Genomic DNA, 22,144 nt, shown 5'->3' with positions numbered 1-22,144 from the left:
CCGATTCTTCGATCGCGGTCGGCTGAGGATGGACTATGGCAACGTTGCATATCGACCGGCTCCTGGAGACGGTGGTCAAACAGGGCGCATCGGACCTGCACATCACCGTGGGGCGCCCACCCACGATTCGTCTGCACGGCCACATGCGCTCGCTGGAGACCAAGACACTCACGCCGGAAGATACCGTGGCGTTGATGAAGGCCATCACCCCGGACCGCAATCAGCAGGAGCTCCAGGAAGACGGCAGCACCGACTTCGGCTTCGCGTTCGGCGACCAGGGTCGATTCCGCGTGGCCGTGTTCAAGCAGAAGGGCAACGTGGCCATGGTGCTGCGTCTGATCCCCACGAAGCTCCTTACGTTCGAGCAGATCGGCCTGCCCAACATCTGCCGCAGCCTCTGCCGCCGTCCGCGCGGGCTCTTCCTGGTCACCGGACCTACCGGCTCCGGAAAGACGACGACGCTGGCCACGATGATCGACTACGTCAACACGAACCTCGACCGCCACATCGTGACCATGGAAGACCCCATCGAGTATTACCACAAGCACAAGAAGTCGATCGTGAATCAACGCGAGATCGGCGTGGACGTGCCCAGTTTCGCCGAGTCGCTCCGCCGCGTGTTGCGACAGGACCCGGACGTGATCCTCGTCGGTGAGTTCCGCGATCTCGAGACCATCGAATCCGGCATCCGCGCCGCCGAGACCGGCCACTTGGTGTTCGCCACACTGCACACCACCGGCTGCCAGGGAACCATCAACCGAATCATCGACGCTTTCCCCCAGGCGCAGCAGGAGCAGATCCGTGTTCAGCTCTCGACGAACCTGATCGCCTCTTTGTCGCAGGCGCTGCTGCCCAAGATTCCCAAGGGCATGATCGCGGCCTATGAGTTCATGGTCATCACGCCGGCCATCGCCAACCTGATCCGCGAGAACAAGACCTACCGTATCGACTCGGCCATTCAGACCGGGAAGAAGTACGGCATGCAGCTCCTCGACGAGCACCTGTGGCAGTTATATGAACAGGGGTTGGTCACGGCCGAGGATTGCGTGGACCGCTCGCGGCATCCCGGCCCGATGCAGGACAAGATCGACACGCACCGCCGCGGCCTGGATGATCGATCCGGCAGCGGCGAGACCAAGAGTTCCGAGGCAGGAAGTGAAAGTTCGTAGGTTCATCGCCCATGGCTGACTCGACCTCAACAAGCAAAACATCAACGACTCCGGCTGCCAAGTCCGCTAAGGGCGGCAAGAGCCTGCCGGTGGAGCAGCTCCGCGGACGGCAACTGGGCCGCGTCCTGATCAAGATGGGCAAGCTTCGCCGCCAGCAGGTCGAAGAGGCCCTGGAAATCCAGAAGCAGCAGCGCGGACCGCTCGGACAGATTCTGGTCGAGTTGGGCTACATCAGTGAAGACGATCTGGCGATCGCCCTCGCTGCGCAGAGCGGCATGGAGCCCGTCGATCTTTCCAAGATGGAGGTTCCCGCCGAGGTCATCTCCCTGATGACCGTGCAGATGGCTCAGACCTACCGCGCCGTCCCCTTCGAGAAGCTGATCGATCGCAACGAAGTCCATCTCGCCATGGACAACCCGGACAACTTCGTGGCGACCGACGATCTCAAGACGCTCTTGGGTTGCAACATCAAGGCTTATATCTGCCGGCCGGACGACCTCCAGAAGGCCCTGGACCGTTACTACCCCGAGGGCGAGCAGGAATCGATCACCGGCCTGATCGACGAGCTCAACACGGACGAGGACCTGGCTAAGCTCCAGGGCCGTGGCGACAGCATCGATCTCGCCGAGCTCCGCCAGCTCTCCGACCTCAACCCCGTCAAGAAACTGCTCAACCTCGTCCTGCTCCAGGCCATCAAGGAAAAGGCCAGCGACGTCCACTTCGAGCCGTTCGAGGACGAGTTCAAGATGCGCTACCGTATTGACGGCGTACTCTACGAAATGGTACCGCCGCCGCGATTCATCGCCATGGCGCTGGCGTCTCGTATCAAGGTCATGGCCAACCTCGACATTGCCGAACGCCGACTTCCGCAGGACGGGCGCATCGAGTTGTTCCTGAAAGGCAATCCCATCGACCTGCGCGTTTCCGTACTGCCGACCATGTTCGGCGAGAGCATCGTGCTTCGTGTGCTCGACCGCGCCAACGTCCAGTTGAGCCTGGACAAGGTCGGCATGCGCCCGGAGGAGCTGGCGATCTTCCGGCAACTGATCGAAAAGCCCAACGGCATCATTATCAACACCGGGCCGACCGGCTCCGGCAAGACGACCACGCTCTACGCGGCGCTCAACGAGCTGAACACGCCCGATGTGAAGATTCTCACTTCGGAAGACCCGGTCGAATATGACATCGACGGCCTGGTCCAGGTGCAGGTCCGTCCGGACGTGGGCCTGACCTTCGCCCGGGCACTGCGCAGCTTCCTGCGACAGGACCCGGATATCATCCTCGTGGGTGAGGTCCGTGACCTGGAAACGGCACAGATCAGCGTACAGGCCTCATTGACCGGACACCTGGTATTCACCACGCTGCACACAAACGACGCGCCGTCGGCCATCGCCCGTCTGCTCGACCTGGGCATGGAGGCGTTCCTCATCACCGCGACGCTCGAGGCGGTCGTTGCCCAGCGGCTGGTCCGCCGCATCTGCACCACCTGTCGAGAGGCGTACCGACCGACTGAGCAGCAGTTGTTCCAGATCGGGCTCAAGCCAGACGACATCGGCGACAAGCTCTTCTACTATGGAAAGGGCTGCGACTACTGCAACAACACCGGCTATCGTGGTCGAATGGGTATTTTCGAGATCATGGTCCTGGACGATCAATTGCGGGAACTGATTATGCAACAGGGATCGACGGCGCTGCTGCGTCGCGCGGCCATTCAGCGGGGTATGCGAACGTTGCGCGAAGCGGGTCTGGCGGCGATTCTCGAGGGGCATACCTCGCTCGACGAAGTGGTCAAGGAGACCATCGCCGAGGAAATCTGATTCGGTTCGTGGTTTGCCCCGCGTACCGTCGTCCGATTGGGCCATTGGGGTAATCGTCATGGCGAGCTTTGCTTACGAGGCGATGAATCAGGCCGGGCAGGAAGTTAAGGACGAGATCGAAGCGGTCTCGGCCGAGGACGCCCTCGCCAAAATACGGAACCTGGGCTACTTCCCCACGCGCATTCGGGAAAAGGGCGGCCGGGCGAAGACGGCAGGACCTGCCAAGAAGCGCACCAGCGGCGGAACCGGACGTCTCGGCCCCAAGCAGCTCACGCAGTTCACCCGCCAGCTTTCCACACTGCAGGATGCGGGGCTGCCCATTCTGCGCAGCCTGCACATTCTTGAGGAACAGCAGAAGCCCGGCGCGATGAAGCGCGTGCTCAAGACTGTTGCCGAGGACATCGAGGGCGGCTCGACGCTCTCCGAGGCGTTTGCCAAGCATCCCAAGGCCTTTGATCGTCTATACGTCAACATGGTCGCCGCGGGAGAGACCGGCGGTGTGCTGGACGTCATTCTCAACCGATTGGCCGAGTTCCAGGAAAAGGGGCAGAAGCTGAAGCGCAAGGTCATCGGGGCCATGATCTACCCCATGGCCGTCGTGCTGTTCGCCGCAGTCATCGTCGCCGGTATCATGATCTTCGTCATCCCGAAGTTCCGGACCATCTTCCAGGACTTCGGGACAAAGCTGCCCGGCGTCACGGTGGTCCTGCTTTCGTCCTCCGACTGGTTCGTGCGGGGCAGACCCATTCCCGGCTGGCTGGTGCTGATCGGGACACCGTTCGCGGTGATGGCCCTGTTCAAGCTCATCCGCTCATCCAGCGGCGGGCGATACGTCACGGACTTGATCGCACTGAATATTCCGGGCGTCGGGGCACTGGTCAAGAAAACATCCGTAGCGCGGTTCACGCGTACGCTGGGAACGTTGATCCAGGCCGGCGTACCCATTCTCGAAGCCATCAACATCACGCGCGAGACATCCGGAAACGAAGTCTACGCGCGGGCCATGGTCCGCGTGCACGACGCCATTCGCGAGGGTGAGAGCTTCGCCGCCCCCCTGCGCCAGGGCAGGATCTGCGACGCCCTGGTCACCAACATGATTGACGTCGGGGAGGAGACCGGCGAGCTCGACAAGATGCTCCTGAAGATCGCGGACAACTACGAAGAGGAAGTGGACGTCGCCGTGGCCGGTCTGATCTCACTCATGGAGCCGGCCATGGTTATCTGCCTCGGCGGTATTGTGGGCTTCATCGTGATCGCCCTGTTCATGCCGCTGGTGTCGCTGATGCAGTCCGTGCAGGGATAGGATCGGCGTCATGTCGGCGGGTCGTGACCCGCCGGCGAAAACCCGGAATCAACGCGGCCTGCATGCGGGCCGTCGAACGGCGCGGCGGCGGCAACTCGTCCGCCGTCGCTTGTTTGGAGGAACCGAGGAAATCATGCGATTTGCCCCCTTATCCCCCCGGCGAAACGGCAAGGGCGGCGCCAACACACGTTGCGCGCGTTCGGGATTCTCGCTGGTCGAGCTGCTCACGGTCATGTTCATTATCGCCGTGCTCATCGCCATCCTTGTTCCATCGCTGAACGCGGCGCGCAACGCCGCCAAGAAGACGTCCACTTCGGCGCTCCTTCGCACCATCGGAGCGGGCCTCGAACAGTTCAAGACGGACAACGGCCGGGAGTTCAGCCAGACCAATGGCTATCCGCCGTCTTTTGCCCATCCGCCGATCGTCGACGACGGCAAGGAGATTTTCACCCGCAAGGACGCACTGGAGGGCAAGTTCCCCTTCCTCGACAGCAGCTTCCCGCGCGTCTACGGCGCCCAGTGGCTTCCGGCCATGCTCGTGGGCGTGGACGGCAACGGCTACATTTCCCGCCAGAGCGTGCCCAAGCGGGACAATCTCGGGTCGGAGCCCTGGAAATGGTACACGGACGACCCCTTGAGCACCGGCAAAAGGCTCGATCGTCGCCCACTTTATATCGACACGTCCAAGGTGCGCATGCTCGCGACGGAGAAGCTCCCCGGCCGGCGCAACGACAAGCTCTTTCCCGACTGGGACAAGATGAAGGAACTGCCGGTCATCGTCGACGCGTTCGACCAGCCCATCCTCTACTACGCCGCCAACCGAAACGGCACACCCACCAACATGGTCGCCGACGAGCGCGAGGAAGATAATTCCTACACCGGCGACGACCAGGAGAAAGGTCCAGCATACTACTATCACGACGACAACCACGGCTTTACCGGCGACGAGGCTGAGGTCGGTTGGCTGTTCGGCCGCAATCCCCATCCCATCGCCGTGGCGGGGGAAAAGTACACGGCCGATCAGTTGGTCACGCCGCCGCCGGATGACGAACCCGATCCGCAGAAGTCCTTCGCGGGCTTCATCATCAACCGCAAGCAGCTCGTCGAGCTTCGCTCGCTGTACCAGGACGGAAAACCGGTGGATCCCAAGACCCCGCTGCATCCCGTCAACCCGGACAGTTACCTGCTCATCAGCGCCGGGGCGGACGGCGAATGGGGCACAAACGACGACGTAACCAACTTCCCCAGGGAGACGGAATAACCGCAGCCTGCCGCGAACCACGGCGGCGGAACGAGGACGCGCACGATGCAACGACGAATTCACTCCGGGAGCACGCGAGGATTTACCCTCGTGGAACTGCTCGTGACGATCTCCATCATTGCCCTGCTCATCGCCATCCTCATCCCGGCCGTGAGCACCATTCGCAATTCGGCGAACGTCACTGCGCAGAAATCCATGTTCACCGCCATCGACTCCGGCCTGCAACTGTATCGCAACGAACAGGCCCTCGGTGGCGGTCTGCCGCCGTCCTCCGGCGACTTCTCCGGCATGGATCGATGGAAAATCGCCAACCCCAATTCGGAAAGCTCCATCGCTACGCCCGATACGCCCGTGGCCGGGGCGCACCTCCTGCTCCAGGCGCTGGCCGGGCAGGACCTGCTGGGCACACCGGGCTTCCGCGATCTCGATCGTGACGGCTACTGGGCCGATGACACCACCAAGCAACCCAAGACCGCCACCGAGCGCGGCGGACTCTACGCCCTCGACCCCAGCACGCTGGAACCCCAGCAGCCCCGCTACCCCGAACCCAACGGGTCCTATGTCGATCAGAAGATGATTTCCGGCAACGCCCGCACGCTGGAGCAGCTCGAGAATCTGGGAATCATCATTGCCTGGGACCAGCGCGACGATAAGACCGCCAAGCTCAACCTGTTCGTGGACAAGTGGGATCGCCCCATTCTCTATTACCGTGCCAATCGCGGTGGGAAGTTCATGATTCAGGATGAGGGAAAGCCCGGCGTCTATCGCCAGGAAGACAACGGGATCATCACCGGCAGCCGGAACGGCGACCTGACAACGAAGGGCATCGACTTCGGTGGCTCGGCCCAGGCCGGCGGCGAGTCTTATTCACGTATTGCCGACGCCCAGGCGCCGGAGCGCGATGCAACCAAGGATGATGTCGCGAACGCGGCCGTGTGGGACAACACGTTTGCCCGCTTCATTCGCGATCCGCAGCAGGCGCAGATCAACCTGCCCATACGCAGTGACAGCTACCTGCTCGTCAGCGCGGGGCCCGACGGCGTCTACGGCACCAATGACGACGTGGTCAACTGGACGCGGGAGGACGAGTAAGTGCCCGCGCGACCCGTTCGCAATCCGCGAATCGCAATTCATGATGGACGCAACGGCCGCGCCTATTGCCGATTGCCTGATGCCCGTTGTCCTCAATGGAGTCCGCGCAGGCTGAAGCCTGCGGCTCGCTCGGCTTTCACTCTCCTCGAGCTCCTCGTGGTCATCGGGCTCATCGGCGTGCTGGTTTCCGCGATACTCGTGGCCGCGCCCGCCCTCATCGACCGCCACCGCGGGAACAGTACGGAACTCATGCTCACGGCCGTGCGCGACATGGTCGACCAGTTCGCCCGCGAGCAACAGAGCAATCCGACACTCACACGTAAGACGGAGTACCAGAAGCGTTACGGCTTCTACCCGCCGGATGAACTCGAGGTCTTCACGGAAGTCGGCGTTCCGCAGAAACCGCCGGCCAATCGCGGTCCGCTGACAGTCGGCGGCGCCAAAGTAATTCCGGGAGCGACATCCGGCGGCTACACCCCCATGACATTCCGCCTCGACCTCAAGGATCCGCAGCAGCGGGCGCTGGAGCATCGCGACAACGCCGCCCTCGTCCTGGCCATCCAGATGTTCGGGCGCGAATCGAAGGATATGCTCGAGTCGATGAGCGACGCGAACCTTCGCACCCTAGGCTCGGACCAGACCGGTCCGCCGCTGATTTTCCTCGATCGCCCGGACGAACAAGGAAAGCTGAACGACAAGTGGGACCCGGAGATCGACCAGCCCCTCCGCATCATCGTCGACGCCTGGGGTGTTCCTATTCAGTACTTTTCCGAACGCAACTTTTCGACGAGCTCCGATGCGAGGAACGTTTCGCCAAACTACCCCGGCTGGAACGAGGCCTCGACGCAGATGGTCCGCCGCAATGGCAACAAGCCGCTCATCGTCTCGTACGGCCCCAACGGAAAAGACCAGTTGACGGAGGACCTGCTCAGCAGCGCCACGGAAACGACCTCCATGGTCGGCGACTGGATGAACGACGGCCTGGACTCCAGGAAGGGGCGCATCGATGACGCCCTGAACGCCGACAACATCTATCCCGACCCGCGGCTGCGCGACCGACTGGCCGGAACCACGTCGCGATAGGAGCAAGCGCGGAATGCAGAATGCGGTACGGACAACGCAAGGCGCGGGACACGGTGTGGCATCGCCCCTCCGCGCGCGTTCGTCCGCGCGGGGAGGGGCCCGCGGCTCGCAGGAACAGCGTCGGGCCTTCACGCTGGTCGAGCTGGTCATCGTCCTGGCCATTGTCTCGCTGCTGCTCGCCCTGATCGTTCCCGCGACCAACGCCATGTTCCGCGATCGCAAGTTCGCCGACGCGGAGACACTGCTCCAGGGTATGCTCAAGACCGCCCGGGCCGACGCGCTCCGTGCCGAAGGCGTGGAGACGGGGCTTCTCTTCTACCTGGATGCGGGCGGCCGGCAGCGTGTCGTCGGCCTGCGCAAGGAAACCAGGCATATCGGCGAGCCCGCCTGGGAGAACGTATTCGTCATCACGCCCGAGCGGACCTTCGCCCTGCCCGCACCCATCCGCGTCGTTCCCCGTTACGCCGTGGAGCCCCCTGACCCTGATGATGACGCCCATACATTCAGCGATGTCGAACTGGCCAACAACAGCTTTCTCGACCCGACGCCGCCCTACAACGCCAATCAGCGGCATCGCAACGTATTCTCCATGACCTACGCCGGCGACGGACAACTCTTCGTAGACCGAAGCGTGCTGGTAATGGACCAGGACGCCGATGGCGACGGTTATGGCGACGTGACCGACATGTTTGGCGCGGGGAAAGATGACCCGGCGGACCATTACTTCGACCGCGAGGGCGAGCGACAGGAATTCCCACCGTTGAACGGCCTGCCGAGCACCGTCCCTGACAAGAAAAAGCCCGGCGTGCAGGAAGACGAATTCCCGCTCGTGATCGTCGACCCGGCCGAACCCAAGACGGCATTGAACTTCCCCTCGGTGGACGGACTCTTGGTGTACGACGACGATACGTTCAGGGAGCAAACGGATGCCGCCGCGAAGCGGGCGTATCTGCTGGAAACGGCCCGGCCGTACTACGTCAACCGCTACTCGGGAGAAGTCATCCCCGGCCCGCGGGGCGAGGGCACGTTGAGCCCGTAGGGACCGTTGTGCGGACCGGTCGCAGAGGGCGTCCCCGACGCACCGATTTGCTTCTGAGCCGCAGGTTAGAGCCTGCACGAACAAATGAAAAACGACTCACCCATTCGGCTTCCCTCTTTCCGCATTCGGCGCTCTCACTTCGTGCCTTCGTGCCTTCGTGCCTCCGTGCCTTCCTCCCGTGCCTTTTCCCTCCTCGAGCTCATGATCGCGATCGTCATCCTGGGCATCGGTCTGATCATGGTCGCGGCCATGTTCCCCATCGCCTGGAATCGGGCGCGGAACCTGGCGGAATTCACCACGCAGCAGACGTTGACGGCGACGGCCGAGGAATTGTGCAAGCTGCTGCTCCGTGTGGATGGTGAGCAGAGGGACGTCGGGGGTTTTGCAGGGGACTTGAGCGAACACACGACTTTCGGCGGCGGCGACTTTGTCGCCTGCCGGGATACCCGTGTGCATCTGCTGCACATGCAGAACGTCTCCGCGTCGACCTACGAATACGTCCCTGCGCCGGCTCGCAGCGGAAATCGTGACAAGCCGGTGGCTCCTCCTTGGCGCATCGAGGGCATGTCGCAAAACACGGGTAGCTTCAACCTGAACCCGCAATTGGATTTGAACTGGCCCAACGACGCCTTTTTCACTCACGGGTTCGGGGCGCCGCAGATCCGCTTCGAGCAGCGTGTTTATCCGCCGATGCAGCCGTACGATTCGAAGAAACTCGAAGACAACACCGGCCAGCCCGATCCCAACGCGCCCGACATCAATTGGGAAAATAATCTGGACGCCCGGCGCTATGCGTTCGCCGTCTTTCACAAACTGAATACCCCTTTGGATCCGGCGATTTGCAATCCCGCACCGCCGGCCGACGAAATTGAGGAAGGGTTGGAAGAAGAGCGCGAGTTTACCATGTACTACGCGACCTTGCGTCGCACGAGACCGACGCTGCGCTTTGCTGTGCAGGATCCGTCCAAGGTGCCCGATCCGCAGGATCCCGCAAGGCCCGTGGAGGTCGAACCGCTGCCTTCCGACGATGACGTGCTCTTCCCTGAGCCCTGGCGCGTGCAGGTGTACTTCCAACCGGCCGAGGATGAGACCAAACCGGTCGGCTTCGAGATCTGGGGAAGCGACGATCCCGCAATTCTCGGACTGAAGTACGAAGAAGGCTCGGGCTTGCCCACCGTGGCGCAGATCAACCACCCGGACTACCCGACAGGCCCGTTGACCATCGACTTCTTCGAGCGCGGGACGGTGATGATCGACGAACGCAACGGGCAGCTTTATGAAGTGACCGAAGTTCGTCGCGTGGGATCCGGCCAGCAGGAACTGGGGCTGCTCACGCTCGACCGTGAGATCGTCGTCAAGGACCTTGATGACAGCCCGTTCAACGGCTCCAACGGTTTTCTCGACCAGGACGAAGCCCTTCGCACCGTCTGGGTCTTTCCTCCCCCAATCGAGCGTGACGGCCAGTCCTACGCGTTCACCGGTGGGTCGCCCGTCGTGGGCATCGACATCGGCTCGCTCTTTGTCGCACCGGGGGACTGATCCGCTCCGTTCCTGCGCGCGGGGCCACCTTCCTATTGCCTATTTCCTCTCCTCCCTTCGTGCCTCAGTGCCTTTGTGCCTGCTCCCCACTGGACCGACACGTGGTTGCGGCGATAATACGGGGGTGCTGCCGGGGGCTGTTGCTTCCGCCCGTCCGGCCAACATTCTCGGTCGTCCCAAGGCGCTCCGAACTTCATGAATAGCAAGATCTTACGTACAGCGTACCGGCCTCGGGCACGAACGCGGCGCAGAGCGTTTTCTCTCGTCGAGCTCGTCGTCGCCCTGGGCATCCTGCTGCTCATGCTCAGCCTGGCCGGGCAGGTCATGAATCTGACCGTGAAATCCACCGGTCAGGCGACCGCCCTGACCGAAATCAACCAGCGCCTCCGCACGCTGGAGGAATCCCTCCGCGAGGATCTTCGCCAGGTGGATCCCAAGCGCTCGGTGATGGTCATCGTGGGCAACCCCGTCAACGCCTACTGGACCCGCAACGGCAAGGAGGCCGACGACGACGGCGACCCGCTGACGGGCTATCCCAACAACTTCGGAGCCATCTACCAGACGCCGGTGGACGCCACCGTGCCCGATCCGATGTATGTCCCCACGCCGCCGCGCGCCGACGTGCTCATGTTCTTCACGTCGCGCAAGGCGCGGAACTTCGTTCAATATCAGTATCAGGACCCGGAGCTTGTCGGCAAGCCGGTCACCTCCAACATCCAGCAGGTCGTTTACGGACACGCGGTCCCCGGCGATTGGGTTCCCGATACCGCCGGAACCACGTGGGAGTTCGACCCGCGGGTCGACCCCCAGGATGCCTTTCCGCATCTGCCCGAATACAACGCCGCGATGCCTCCCGCACAGGAATGGCACCTGGCCCGGCGCAGTGTGCTGGTCGTTCCCACGGAAGCCCCGGCGCCGGTCCAGAATGATCCGCGAAAGTGGACGACGTACGACGGGTCCGTCGGCACCTTCGGCGCCGACGATATTCTCAGGGGCATCAGCGATGTGATGGCTTTCCCGCCTCCCCCTGTGGGGACGCTGACGTTCGAGGATGTCGCTCTCAAGCCGAACGCCAATCCCTCCGGGACGCTGATCGGTGTCGGACAGCCTCCGCTCTATTGGCCCGCGATCTTCGATAACGGCCTCAATCCCGCGGCCCGGAGCCAGCTCGATCTCGACCCGCCGCCGCTCGTCGCGGATCGCCTCAGCGCGTTCTTCCTTCCCAACTGCGCTTCGTTCAAGGTCGAATGGGCGTTCGATCCCGGCAGCGAGGCCGTCGGCGGACGCCTCGACCTGGAGTCTGAAGTTCAATGGATCGATCCCGGTAACACGGGCGAGAAACTGCTGGACGACAACGACGACGACCCCCTGGCCGCACTGGAAGCCTCGCTAGGGGAAGCTGAGGATGCCAGCCTGACCTCCAATTTCCAAGCGGACCGGGCAATCAGATTGAAGGACCTACTCGAGGGTTGTGTCTGGGGTACGAGCGACCCGGACTGGAACGGCTGTCCCGGCGGAGCCTCGGGGTACACGACCAAGCAACGGTTCCAATACGACCCGGCTTGGCCCAATTCCTTGAACACCGGCCCGCGTACCAACGTCCACGTCTTCACCGCGTCGCGGGGACAAGACGGCCTGTTGCCCGAAGGTATCTTCCCCAAGGCTCTGCGGATCACCGTCGATTTATGGGACGCAAACGGCCGGCTCGATCGACCCGTGCGGCACGTCATGGTTATTCCCGTCGGGGGCGAGGATTAGGCGCCGTGCGATGATGGGTCACGTGGGCAAAGCACGGGGCCCTTGAACGGACATTGCCAGTTTACGAATACTGACATGGTGCCGGACATGGGTCCGAGAAATCGATGATTGTCGCCTGAAAATGCGGAAGAACGCCTTCAATCTCGCTTCAAGTCAGTCCGGTAACGGCAGGCGCCGACCGGCAACGGTCATGATCCTCGTTCTGACCGTCCTCGGCCTGCTCTTCGTGACCGGTGTGGCCTTCATGGCCACCATGAACTTCGAAGCATCGATCATCGGTGCGAACAGGGAAGACAAGAAGGCCAGGAACGATGTCGCCCGCGTCGTGGACGAGGCGCAGGATCTGGTGGGCGACACGCTGGCGTCTCCCTCGGCCGGTGCGCTGACGGCAAGCCTGACGGGACAGGGTGCATCGCCTGCCGCGTATGTCGAGCTGCCCGGCGTGCACAATCTCTCTGCGCCCATCGAGCCGTATCCTGACCCCAACACCGGTCTGATGATTTTTCCCTGGTCCACGGACCCGCGGGCACTGCTCGAAACCAATCGCGCGGGTCAAAGCGGGTTCACCGGATCACTCATGCAGGGCGTGACGAACAACGACCCCGACACGGACCCGATCAACACGCTGGTTCCCCCGGGCAGCCAGCCCGATCCCAACGGCTTTCCAAACAAGCAGAACCTGATGTACCTCGACGCCGACGGAGACGGCATCTCCGACAGTCTCGGCTTCGAGATCACCCCCGGCTCGCTGCCCGATCTGAGCCGCCGCCAGTTGCGGGAGATCGCCCGCCTGGTCAACGCCCCGACGAATCCGGAAGGCAAGGTGTTCCTCGGCCTGCGCGTGCTCTCCCACGGCGGCATGGTCAATGTCAACGCCTCGTCACCGCTGACGGTCAGAAACATCCTCTTCCCGCAGGTGGGGGGCGGAAACGAACTCACCAAGCAGTACTTGAAGCTCGGCAACTACTCGACGCTCATCGAGGAGCCGCCGCTGCGCCGCCGCTTCATGCTCCTGCCGGCCGAGGTGCCCCCCACGCGGCTGATCGGCAACCCCTTCAGCAAGGACGCGCAGCTTGGGCAGGGCGACTTCAACGCCGTGCTGGTGAAGAATCCGATCGGCCCGGACAAGTTGGAAACCCTGCGCAACCCGCGCTACTGGACGTACGGCCCCAACGAGTACGGTGCAGATGGCAGCACGCCGATGTGGCAGTACCTCATGTACGCCGACGGCGCCAATCCGAGCGATCCCTCGGCCGACCAGTATGACCGCCGCCATCTCATCACGACCGTCAGCCACGACGACCTGCTCGCCCGGCCGACGATCGTGCGCGACTTCGTGAGGGACAACGTCAACAACGCCTATACCGACAAGCAGATCAATCTGGTGGACTACCTGCTCGAAGAACAGCGCAAGGACCTTCAGACGAAGCAATCTTTCGGTCAACCGCTGACCTGCGACATCCTCGATCGTTTCCCGATCCTCAAGTATCCGTTCGCGCCGAACGCATTCAAGACGCCACCGCCTTCGACGCCGGCACCGCAGGACGAACTGTGCGAATGCCTCATCGCCCAACTGCGCGGCCAGGACGAGTGCAGAATCAACCCGCGTAACGGCCGCCTCAAGCTCAGCCTGCCGTGGCTCCAGCAGTACTGGTCGAGCGGCGTCATCGACCTGCTTCCGCCGCAAAACGGCAGCCGCGTCTCGGTCGCCGGATTGCTGCAAAGCAACTTCACCATGTTGCTCTACAACGCTCGTGGCGGCGCGTGGGACTTCGATCCGAGCACGCCGGAAAACGAATACAGCTTCGCGGACATCAGCGACACGGCCGCAGCGCTGACGGCCAACTTCATCGACTACTTCGACGGCAACGACGAGCCGACGGAGATTTCCACGCGCCGTGCGGACTATCGAACGCGCGGGGCGCTGCAACCGCGGTCGGAAATCGGCCGCGTCGAGAGCGACTCATTCTTCGGCCTCGAACGTCAGCCGTACATCACCGAAGTGGCGGCGGAACTGGTGGACGGGGATGACAATTATAATATTGATGGCGGTACTGACGAAGACGGCTATCTCATTACTGTGGAGTTATTTCATCCACAGGGCCTTAGCATTCTTGAGGGCTATAGACTGAAGATTGGGGATTTCAGCGTCGACCTGCCCACCAGCCAATTTGCTGTTGATGCGTTTCGCGTCGTGGAGATCAAGAAAGACTCGACGGCGGACGCATTCACATGGAGCCCGCTCCCAAGCAGTTTTGAAACTGGCCTTGAGAGCGGTGAACTGTCCCTCACCCAATCCGTTTTTGGCGGACTACAGGGCGGCGGATATTCGATCGATGTTGAGCTGATCCATCGTTTGAGTGGTGCCGTCGTGGACAAGTTCAATATCGTCGTCCCACAGACCCAAGTGGTCTACCGTGCCGAGCGGCTTACGAACACCGGGGACCTCAACCGCTGGTATGCTTCGCTTCCGGTTCCGACCACCGTATTGCAGACAGATGGCAACGAACTCAAGAGGACACTCGGCTATGGCGCGCCCTTTAGCGTGGGCCAGTACGGCGGCGTCAACCCCGTCGAAGCCATCCAGGCCAACATTGCCGAGGACGACATCACCAAGGCCTTCCCCACCACCGGCTCCCTGCTGGCCCTGATGCGCGTGGCCAATTCGACCAGCGAGCCGTTCAACGCCCTGCTCGATTCGTCGGTCGGCACCGGGGGCTACTCCATCGACAACGGGCGCCTGCCCATTTACGACGTGGCCGCGCAGCACCATCTCGACCCGGCCAATTGGACGAACGGACAACCGGGCGAGCCCGGTACGCCCGGCGGGCTGGACTACCTGCCCTGGGGGCAGTTGATCTTCGACTACTTCACGGCCTTGCCGCTTTCGAGTTCCAACCCTTATGCGGATTTCGCCGTGAACCTGGACGTCGCCCAGCTCGAAGCGGCCAAGCCGCAGGTGCAAGACATGGGCATGCGCGTCAACGGGCGGATCAACCTCAACATCGCCCCGTGGAAGGTGATGGAGGGCCTGACGTTCCAGCCCTACGACAAGTTCCCCACGGCCGTCTCCGGCGCCGTCAAGACGGGGCTCGAAACCGTCTTCGGCCCTACGTCGAACTTGCTGCCGGGGCAGACAGTCCCGATCGGCGAGAAGCTGGCCAAGGCCATCGTCTCCTACCGCGAGCTGCGCGAGTTGTCGGTGGCAGCCGGCCAGTCGTTGGCCTACACGGGCGACCCGACGTCGCTGCGGGGATGGCAGACGCTGTCGCCCACCATGCGCCGCGGCACAGGGTTCATGAGCATCGGCGAGCTGGCCAACGTCCGCTATACCAATACAGGCCTGCCGCAGGACCAGGAATTCCGCTTTGACGGCGGCGCCGTGAAGCAGGGCCAATACGGCCAGAGCTTCCTCGAATCGACCGCTCCGCTGATGGCCCTTTCCGAATGGGCCACGCTGCGTTCCCACGTATTTACGGTCTACGGCGTGCTCCGCGGCGAGCTCGATCCGACGCTCGTCAAGGACAACATGACGCCGGATGAACTTCGTGCGGCGATGCGCGACGCCGACAGCCGCGCATTGCGTTTTCAGGAAACGGTCGACCGGCTCCCCCTTCTGTTGGGCAAGGAGCAGACGGATCGCATCGGCGACCGCACGATCGGCCGATATGTCGATGTCCGCGGGAACTGACCGCGGTCTCGGATCCCATGCCTTCCCACAGGCACGCCGATCGGACTCGCGCGGCCAAATCGCCCGTTGAACGCAAGTTATGGGCCGTGCGTTTCGGCCCGGATATCGCCGCATTCCGGTTGGTATCGAGGTTTTTGTGCGGCTATAATGCGGGGGAAACCTTGGGGGGGAAGTCCGTGACGGCCGCGTCCGTTGCGGTCGAAGTGGACGCATCCTGAACCTGCTCGCCCTGCGGGTCGGCTCCCACCTCCCTCAACATCGCGACAATACGGAGCAAAGGGAATGCAACTGCGCAAGTGGAACACTGCGAGCGTCGCGCTGCTGTTCAGTGCGATCGCCGGGGCCGCGGCCACCGCCCAATCCATCGACGATCGAACCGACGCCCCTCGATCGGTCAAGACCGGGGACATCGTCCGCGAGTGGGACTACACCGCGGAAGAATTCTCGCCCCTGGCGGATGCGGGGCTTTCGCCGCTGGCGGCCGGATCGTGCCAGCTCATCGGCGGCGCCGATCAGAACCTGCCGCTGCTCCAGCTTCAATATCGCGGCAACGTCTTTCGCATCGAACGCACCTCCGAGCTCCAGGAGATTCGCTTCCAGTTGGCCTTCTGCGGACTGGCCGATCTGTCCTTCTCCGTCCACCGCTCGGATCTCGGCGCCAATCAGTACGTTCATGTGTACACCGGACCGCTCACGACCGTGGCCGCTCCGAACTGCGGATCATGCCCCTGCACCGGTACGTTTACGTCCGGTCTGCTGACGCCTCCCGTGATTCTTCAAGAGGGCTTCGACTACGCTATCGGCGTAACGTGGAGCACGACGCCCATCCGCGTCTTCCGCGATGTCGAAACCTATCCGATGGATTTTCCCGACGGCAGCGTGCGCGGTTCGATCGGCTTCGGATTCAACCCCGGCCCGCCCCTCGGTGAGGACATTACCATCCGCGTGGCGCCGTTCACCGGTGGCGCCTGGCAGATGCAGGTGTGCATCAAGCCGAAGCCGGGTGCCTGCTGCCTCCCGGGCGGAGCTTGTCAGGACGACATGACCGAAAGCGCCTGCCTCCAGGCGGGTGGCAAGTTCACGGAAGAGACCCTGACCTGCGCCGACTTGGCCAACCCGCCGGACGGCGGACTTCCCCTGGGTTGCCCGCTGGCTCTGGGCGCCTGCTGTCTCGATACGAACTGCGCCAACAACGTCGACAAGTTCTCCTGCGAGGATCAGGGCGGACTCTGGAAGCGCGGCCTGACGTGTACCATCGATACCTGCCTGCCCACGGGTGCGTGCTGCCTTCCCGATGGAACCTGCGCGGAACGCTCGCGGATTGACTGCGAAACGCCGCCGTCGGGCGTACTGGCAGGTATTTTCCAGGGCGATGATACGAACTGTGCCGAGGTCGACCCGGCCTGTGGTCTCGGCGCGTGCTGCACCGACTCGATCTGCCTCGATGTCTCCCGCGCCGCGTGCGCCAGCGTTCCCGGCGTGTGGGGCGGCAACGGCTCCAACTGCGACGCCGGCGTGTGCGACCCGGTCGGCGCCTGCTGTCTGGGCACGACCTGCCAAGACGACCTCAGCCTAGCCGACTGCGTGGACCTGGGCGGCATCTACCAGGGCGACTGGTCCCTCTGCAACGCCCTGCCTTCGCCTTGCGGCAAGGGCGCCTGCTGCCGCGCCTCCGGTTGCACCGAGACGACGCAGTCTGCTTGCGAAGGACTTCTCAACGGCGAGTTCCAGGGCGAGAACACGAGCTGCGCGACGCTCGACCCGCCTTGCGAGGGCATCTGCTGTTTTGAGGGCGAGTGCATCGACTTCGCCGTGCCCGACGCCTGCGGAGAAGTCGGCGGCACATTCGTGAACTACGGCCAGTCGTGTCGGACTAATCCCAGTCCCTGCGCGCCTGCCGGCGGCTTCGCGTCAGAGGGCGCGTGCTGCCTGAACGACGAAACTTGTGTCCACGTTGCAGGAACCGCCGCGGGTAGCGTTGCGGGATCGGCCGAATACTTGTGTCTCACCAAACTGTCGGGGAAGGCCTTCACTCCCGATGCCATGGACTGCGATGGCGTCACCTGCCCTGCTCCGCCGCTCGAAGGTGCCTGCTGTTTGCCGAATGGCGAATGCTACGAAGTCACGGAATCGGCTTGTACGGGTGCAGGCGGAACGTTCCAGGTCGGCATGACCTGTTCGCTCCAGCTCTGCGCCCGCGGCGCATGCTGCAACCCGGACGGCACTTGCGACGATGACGTGTCGATCTCCGCATGTTCCACCAACGACACCAGCTTCTTCGATGGCGCCGCGTGCAGCGAAGTCTCTTGCACGACCGGCGCATGCTGCCTGCCGACCGGTGCGTGCGGACTGTTCACCGAACGCGGCTGTGCCGCCCAGGGTGGACAATACGCCGGCAACAACACGACCTGCGACGTCGGCATCTGCGATACCGGCGCCTGCTGCATCGAGGACGGCAGTTGCCTCAACGGCAGCATCGCGGCCGCGTGCAACAACGTGGGAGGAACGTTCAACCTCGGCGCCACATGCCAAGCGGCCATGTGCCCCCAGGGCGGAGCCTGCTGCGTGCAGGGCAAGTGTCGCCAGCTTACCGAGGAAGCCTGTGCCAACCGCGGCGGGTTCCTCTTTGGCATCGGCCAGGCATGTACGACCGGACTGTGTCCGTTCGGTGCCTGCTGCGAGCCCAACGGCGATTGCGTGGACACTCCCGCCTTCGCCTGCAACGACACCGATCAGACCTACCGCGCGGGATTCTCCTGCAACAGCCCCGGCGTATGTCCGGGAACCGGCGCCTGCTGCGTGCCGGGCGACGGCTGCCAGGTGCGAACACAGTTGGGCTGCCAGCAGCTCGGCGGCGTGTTCAACGGCCTCGGTTCGACGTGTTCACCGATCGATCCCTGCGAATCCGGCGCCTGTTGCTTTGACAACGGGCAGTGCGTCACCAACCGCCGCTACCAGTGCGATCAGGCCGGCGGCGATCTCCAGCCCGGTGAGACCTGTGCGACGAGTCCCTGCCCGCCGGCCCGGGCCTGCTGCGGCGCCAACGAAAGCTGCACGCTCCTGACCCGCGCCGCATGCGAGGCGACACTCGGCAACGTCTTCCTGCCCGTTCAGCTCACCTGCAACTCGACCGTCTGCGACGTCGGCGCGTGCTGCCTGTCCGACGGCTGCTGCGTGCCCAGCGTCATTCAATACGAGTGTCTTGTCGGCCTCGACGGCGCCTCGTATGCGCCGGGCACGGCCTGCATGGCCGCCGACTGCCAGCCGGTCCCGCCCACCGGCGCCTGCTGCGATGGCGGCAGCTGTACGCTCCAGACCGAAGCCGACTGCAACACTGCGGGCGGTGTCTACCAGGGCGATGACTCCGCCTGCAATATGGCCATCTGCCGGACCGGCGGATGCTGCGCGTACGATGGCACGTGCTCGAACGGCCTCGTTCGATCTGAGTGCGACGAGATCGCTGGCATCTTCTCGCCGGGGCTTACATGCGGACCGGGCGGAGGATTCCAGTGTCCGGTGCTCGGCGCCTGCTGCGAGAACGACGTCTGCACCGACGGCATCACGCTCGGCCAGTGCAACGGCGCCTACGGCGGAGCGGGCTCGCGATGCTCGGCCGACTCGTGCGATGTCGGCGCATGCTGCCTTCCGGTGGGCACACTCGGCCTGGCTTCCTGCCAGAGCTACGCTCGGCTCGTGTGCGATGAACAGAGCGGCTATTTCCGCGGCGCCGGGATCACCTGCGAGAGCGACACCGACCCCGTCTGCGCGACGGGCTCCTGTTGCGCGTCTGACGGCACGTGTACGGAAGGTGTCGTCGAGGAGCAGTGCGATCCGTTCGAGGACGCGTTCATGCTGGGCGTGCCCTGCGACACCCGTGACTGCGTGAAACGTGGTGCGTGCTGCTACGAAGACATGGGCGAAATCTGCGAGGTACTTGAACAAGCCGACTGTACCGCAGCGCCAAGGAACGGTTTGTACACGGGCGACGCAACATCGTGTGACCCGGCCGATCTCTGCCTCACCGGCGCCTGCTGTCTGCCCGACGACACGTGTGACGACCAGAATTACACGCGCTACAAATGCGAACAGGCCGGCGGACTCTACGAAGGCGCAGGCGTCGCGTGCGGGCCGGGTGTCTGCACGCTCGGAGCCTGCTGCCTCGCGGACGGCTCGTGCGAACCCGCCACACTCCAGGTCGAATGCGAATCCGATCTGTCCGGCGTGTGGCACACGGGCGTGGGCTGCTCGGCGGGCGTCTGTCCGCCCGTGGGTCCGTGCTTCATCCTCGGCGAGGATTGCCGACTGACCACCGCCGCCGCATGCACTTCGGCCGGCGGCGTCTACGCCGGTGACGGACAGACCTGCCCGGTGCTCTCCTGTCAGCCCGGCGCGTGCCACGAGGGTGGCACCTGCCTGCTGGTCAACGAGAGCGACTGCATCGCGCTCGGCGGCGTGTTCGACGGCCCGGGCGTCCTGTGCCCGCGCGGCGGATGCTGCAACGCCGGCTTCTGCTCCGACCGGTCCCAACAGGAATGCGACACGCTCGGCGGAAGCTACCTGGGCAATGGCGTGGATTGCTTCGACGGCCCGTGTGACGAAGGCGGTTGCTGCCTGACCGACGGCACCTGCGCGGATACCTACCGCGCGGACTGCGCCGATCGCGGCGGCCAGTTCAATGACGGCATGGCCTGCGGCAGCCTCGCCTGTCCGCAAATCGGCGCGTGCTGCGCTCCAGGCGGATGCCAGGAAATCACCGAATTCGGCTGCACGGCCATCGGTGGAACGTACGAAGGCGACGGGACGACCTGTTTGCCCAATCCGTGCGTGACCGGCGCGTGCTGCCTCAACGATGGCTCCTGCGCAGATACGCTCGAGGCCGACTGCCAGGCACAGGGCGGCCTGTTCAACGCCGGCGAGGCATGCGGGGCGTTTACCTGCCCGGCGACCGGCGCCTGCTGCAAGGACGACGGAAGCTGCGCGGTCCTCTTCGAAGCGACATGCATCGGCACGCTGGGCAATGTGTACCTGGGCGATGACGTCGCTTGCGATGTCGACGCCTGCACGGCCGGGGCGTGCTGCAAGAACGACGGTTCCTGCACGGAGTTGCTGCCATCGGAGTGCACCGCTCAAGGTGGTGACTTCATGTCCGGCACGGATTGCGCGTCCAATCCCTGCCCGCCGGGCGGGGCGTGCTGCGGCGCGGGCGGCTGCGAAATCCTAACCGAGGACACGTGCACGCAGATCGGCGGCTCGTATCAAGGCGATGGAGTGAGCTGCACCTCGCCGGATCCCTGCGCGACCGGCGCCTGCTGCGTACCCGGAGCAGGTTGCCTTGAGGATCTTACCGTAGCCGAGTGCCAGGCCATGCCGGGCGGAAACTATATCGGCGACAATACGACCTGCTCGCCTGATCCCTGTACGGTCGGGGCCTGCTGCGACGCCGGATCGTGCTCCGTCATGTCCGAGGCGGATTGCCTCGGCATCAGCGGGGCGATGTACGAGGGCGACGCTACGACGTGCACGCCGAACCCCTGCAACTTGGGTGCCTGCTGCGTGGGCAGCAACTGCGTCGAGCTCTCCGAGGCTGCCTGTATCGCGTCACCGGGCGTGTTCCAGGGTGAAGGTGTGGCCTGCACGGTCGACACCTGCGCGGGCATCCTCAACATTGTTTCCTCCGATCCTGCGTCCGGAACGTTAGATGCCCGCGAGCCGCACCCGGCCGGCGATGCAGCAACGGAGCAAGGCTACTCGTCCGTGACGATCAGTTTCGACGGCGACGCGACCGGATTGGGCATGGGAGATTTCGCGGTTACGGAATCACCCGATGGAACGCCGCCCGTGCTCGGCGCGGTTCAAGGTGTGCTCGGTGATCCCAACGCGGTGACCCTGACTCTTGTCGACCCGATCGATCCGGGCAATTGGACGGTGATCGAGTACCTGGGCAGCGCTCAGAAGATCTGCATTGGCTTCCTGCCGGGCGACGTGGACGGAAACCGGACTTCAGAGTCGGGCGACATTGACGCCCTGATCGCGCACCTGAACGGCTCAACGCCGCTTGGTGTGCCATCGACCGACATCAACCGCTCCGGAACGACGAACGTTCTGGATCTCATGGCGTTGATCGACGTGCTCAACGGAGCCGAGATGTACGATCCCTGGCTGGGCGCGACCCTGCCCCCGTCGCCGTGCGGTCCGTAGGCGTTAAGCCGAACCGGCTCGCCCGACGCCCGGCGAACCGGAATTGCACAAATCGAACCAGGCGCAAACAACAAGCCCGCGGCGGAGTCAATCTCCGTCGCGGGCTTGATCGTCAGGCGGCCCTTCAACTTCTCGTCAGGGCGAGGTCACGTTGAATTCCGCGATCCGCCGTCGGCGCACCGGCGCCAGAATCA

The 22,144-nt window shown here is 63.7% G+C and carries 11 protein-coding genes; all 11 read left to right on the top strand.

The genetic code is table 11. The features are described from left to right. Window positions 1-35 precede the first annotated feature (35 nt). The 11 genes from J5J06_19310 to J5J06_19260 all read left to right on the top strand — a co-directional run bounded on the left by J5J06_19310 (window position 36) and on the right by J5J06_19260 (window position 21,950). On the top strand, window positions 36-1,169 hold the full coding sequence (locus tag J5J06_19310) for a type IV pilus twitching motility protein PilT (GenBank protein MCO6439246.1): 1,134 nt from the start codon (window positions 36-38) through the stop codon (window positions 1,167-1,169). Window positions 1,170-1,180: 11 nt separating this feature from the next. Next, entirely contained in the window at window positions 1,181-2,986 is a 1,806-nt protein-coding gene (gene tadA / locus J5J06_19305) for a Flp pilus assembly complex ATPase component TadA (protein ID MCO6439245.1), read from the top strand. A gap of 58 nt (window positions 2,987-3,044) precedes the next feature. Next, window positions 3,045-4,289, top strand: a complete 1,245-nt coding sequence (locus J5J06_19300; GenBank protein ID MCO6439244.1) for a type II secretion system F family protein — start codon at window positions 3,045-3,047, stop codon at window positions 4,287-4,289. Between the two features lie 133 nt (window positions 4,290-4,422). Beyond that, a complete protein-coding gene (locus J5J06_19295) occupies window positions 4,423-5,550 on the top strand; it encodes a prepilin-type N-terminal cleavage/methylation domain-containing protein (protein MCO6439243.1) in 1,128 nt (375 codons plus the stop codon). Between the two features lie 45 nt (window positions 5,551-5,595). Further along, the gene (locus tag J5J06_19290; GenBank protein ID MCO6439242.1) at window positions 5,596-6,642 is read left to right on the top strand and encodes a prepilin-type N-terminal cleavage/methylation domain-containing protein; all 1,047 of its coding nucleotides are present in this window, start codon (window positions 5,596-5,598) and stop codon (window positions 6,640-6,642) included. Between the two features lie 72 nt (window positions 6,643-6,714). Next, window positions 6,715-7,725, top strand: a complete 1,011-nt coding sequence (locus tag J5J06_19285) for a type II secretion system protein (protein ID MCO6439241.1) — start codon at window positions 6,715-6,717, stop codon at window positions 7,723-7,725. Between the two features lie 13 nt (window positions 7,726-7,738). Then, window positions 7,739-8,764 (top strand): prepilin-type N-terminal cleavage/methylation domain-containing protein, encoded by a 1,026-nt coding sequence (locus J5J06_19280; protein ID MCO6439240.1) that lies wholly within the window; start codon window positions 7,739-7,741, stop codon window positions 8,762-8,764. Window positions 8,765-8,965: 201 nt separating this feature from the next. Beyond that, window positions 8,966-10,303: a hypothetical protein gene (locus J5J06_19275; GenBank protein MCO6439239.1), complete on the top strand. Its 1,338-nt coding sequence runs from the start codon at window positions 8,966-8,968 to the stop codon at window positions 10,301-10,303. Between the two features lie 195 nt (window positions 10,304-10,498). Beyond that, complete coding sequence (locus tag J5J06_19270; GenBank protein MCO6439238.1) at window positions 10,499-12,061, top strand: prepilin-type N-terminal cleavage/methylation domain-containing protein; 1,563 nt, start codon at window positions 10,499-10,501, stop codon at window positions 12,059-12,061. Window positions 12,062-12,251: 190 nt separating this feature from the next. Continuing rightward, entirely contained in the window at window positions 12,252-15,752 is a 3,501-nt protein-coding gene (locus tag J5J06_19265; protein MCO6439237.1) for a hypothetical protein, read from the top strand. Between the two features lie 282 nt (window positions 15,753-16,034). Continuing rightward, window positions 16,035-21,950 (top strand): hypothetical protein, encoded by a 5,916-nt coding sequence (locus J5J06_19260; GenBank protein MCO6439236.1) that lies wholly within the window; start codon window positions 16,035-16,037, stop codon window positions 21,948-21,950. Window positions 21,951-22,144: the final 194 nt, after the last annotated feature.

Source organism: Phycisphaerae bacterium (assembly GCA_024102815.1).
Lineage (GTDB): Bacteria > Planctomycetota > Phycisphaerae > UBA1845 > UBA1845 > JAGFJJ01.
The sequence above is the reverse complement of the archived record's forward strand: the minus strand, read 5'-3'. Positions and strand labels throughout refer to the sequence as shown.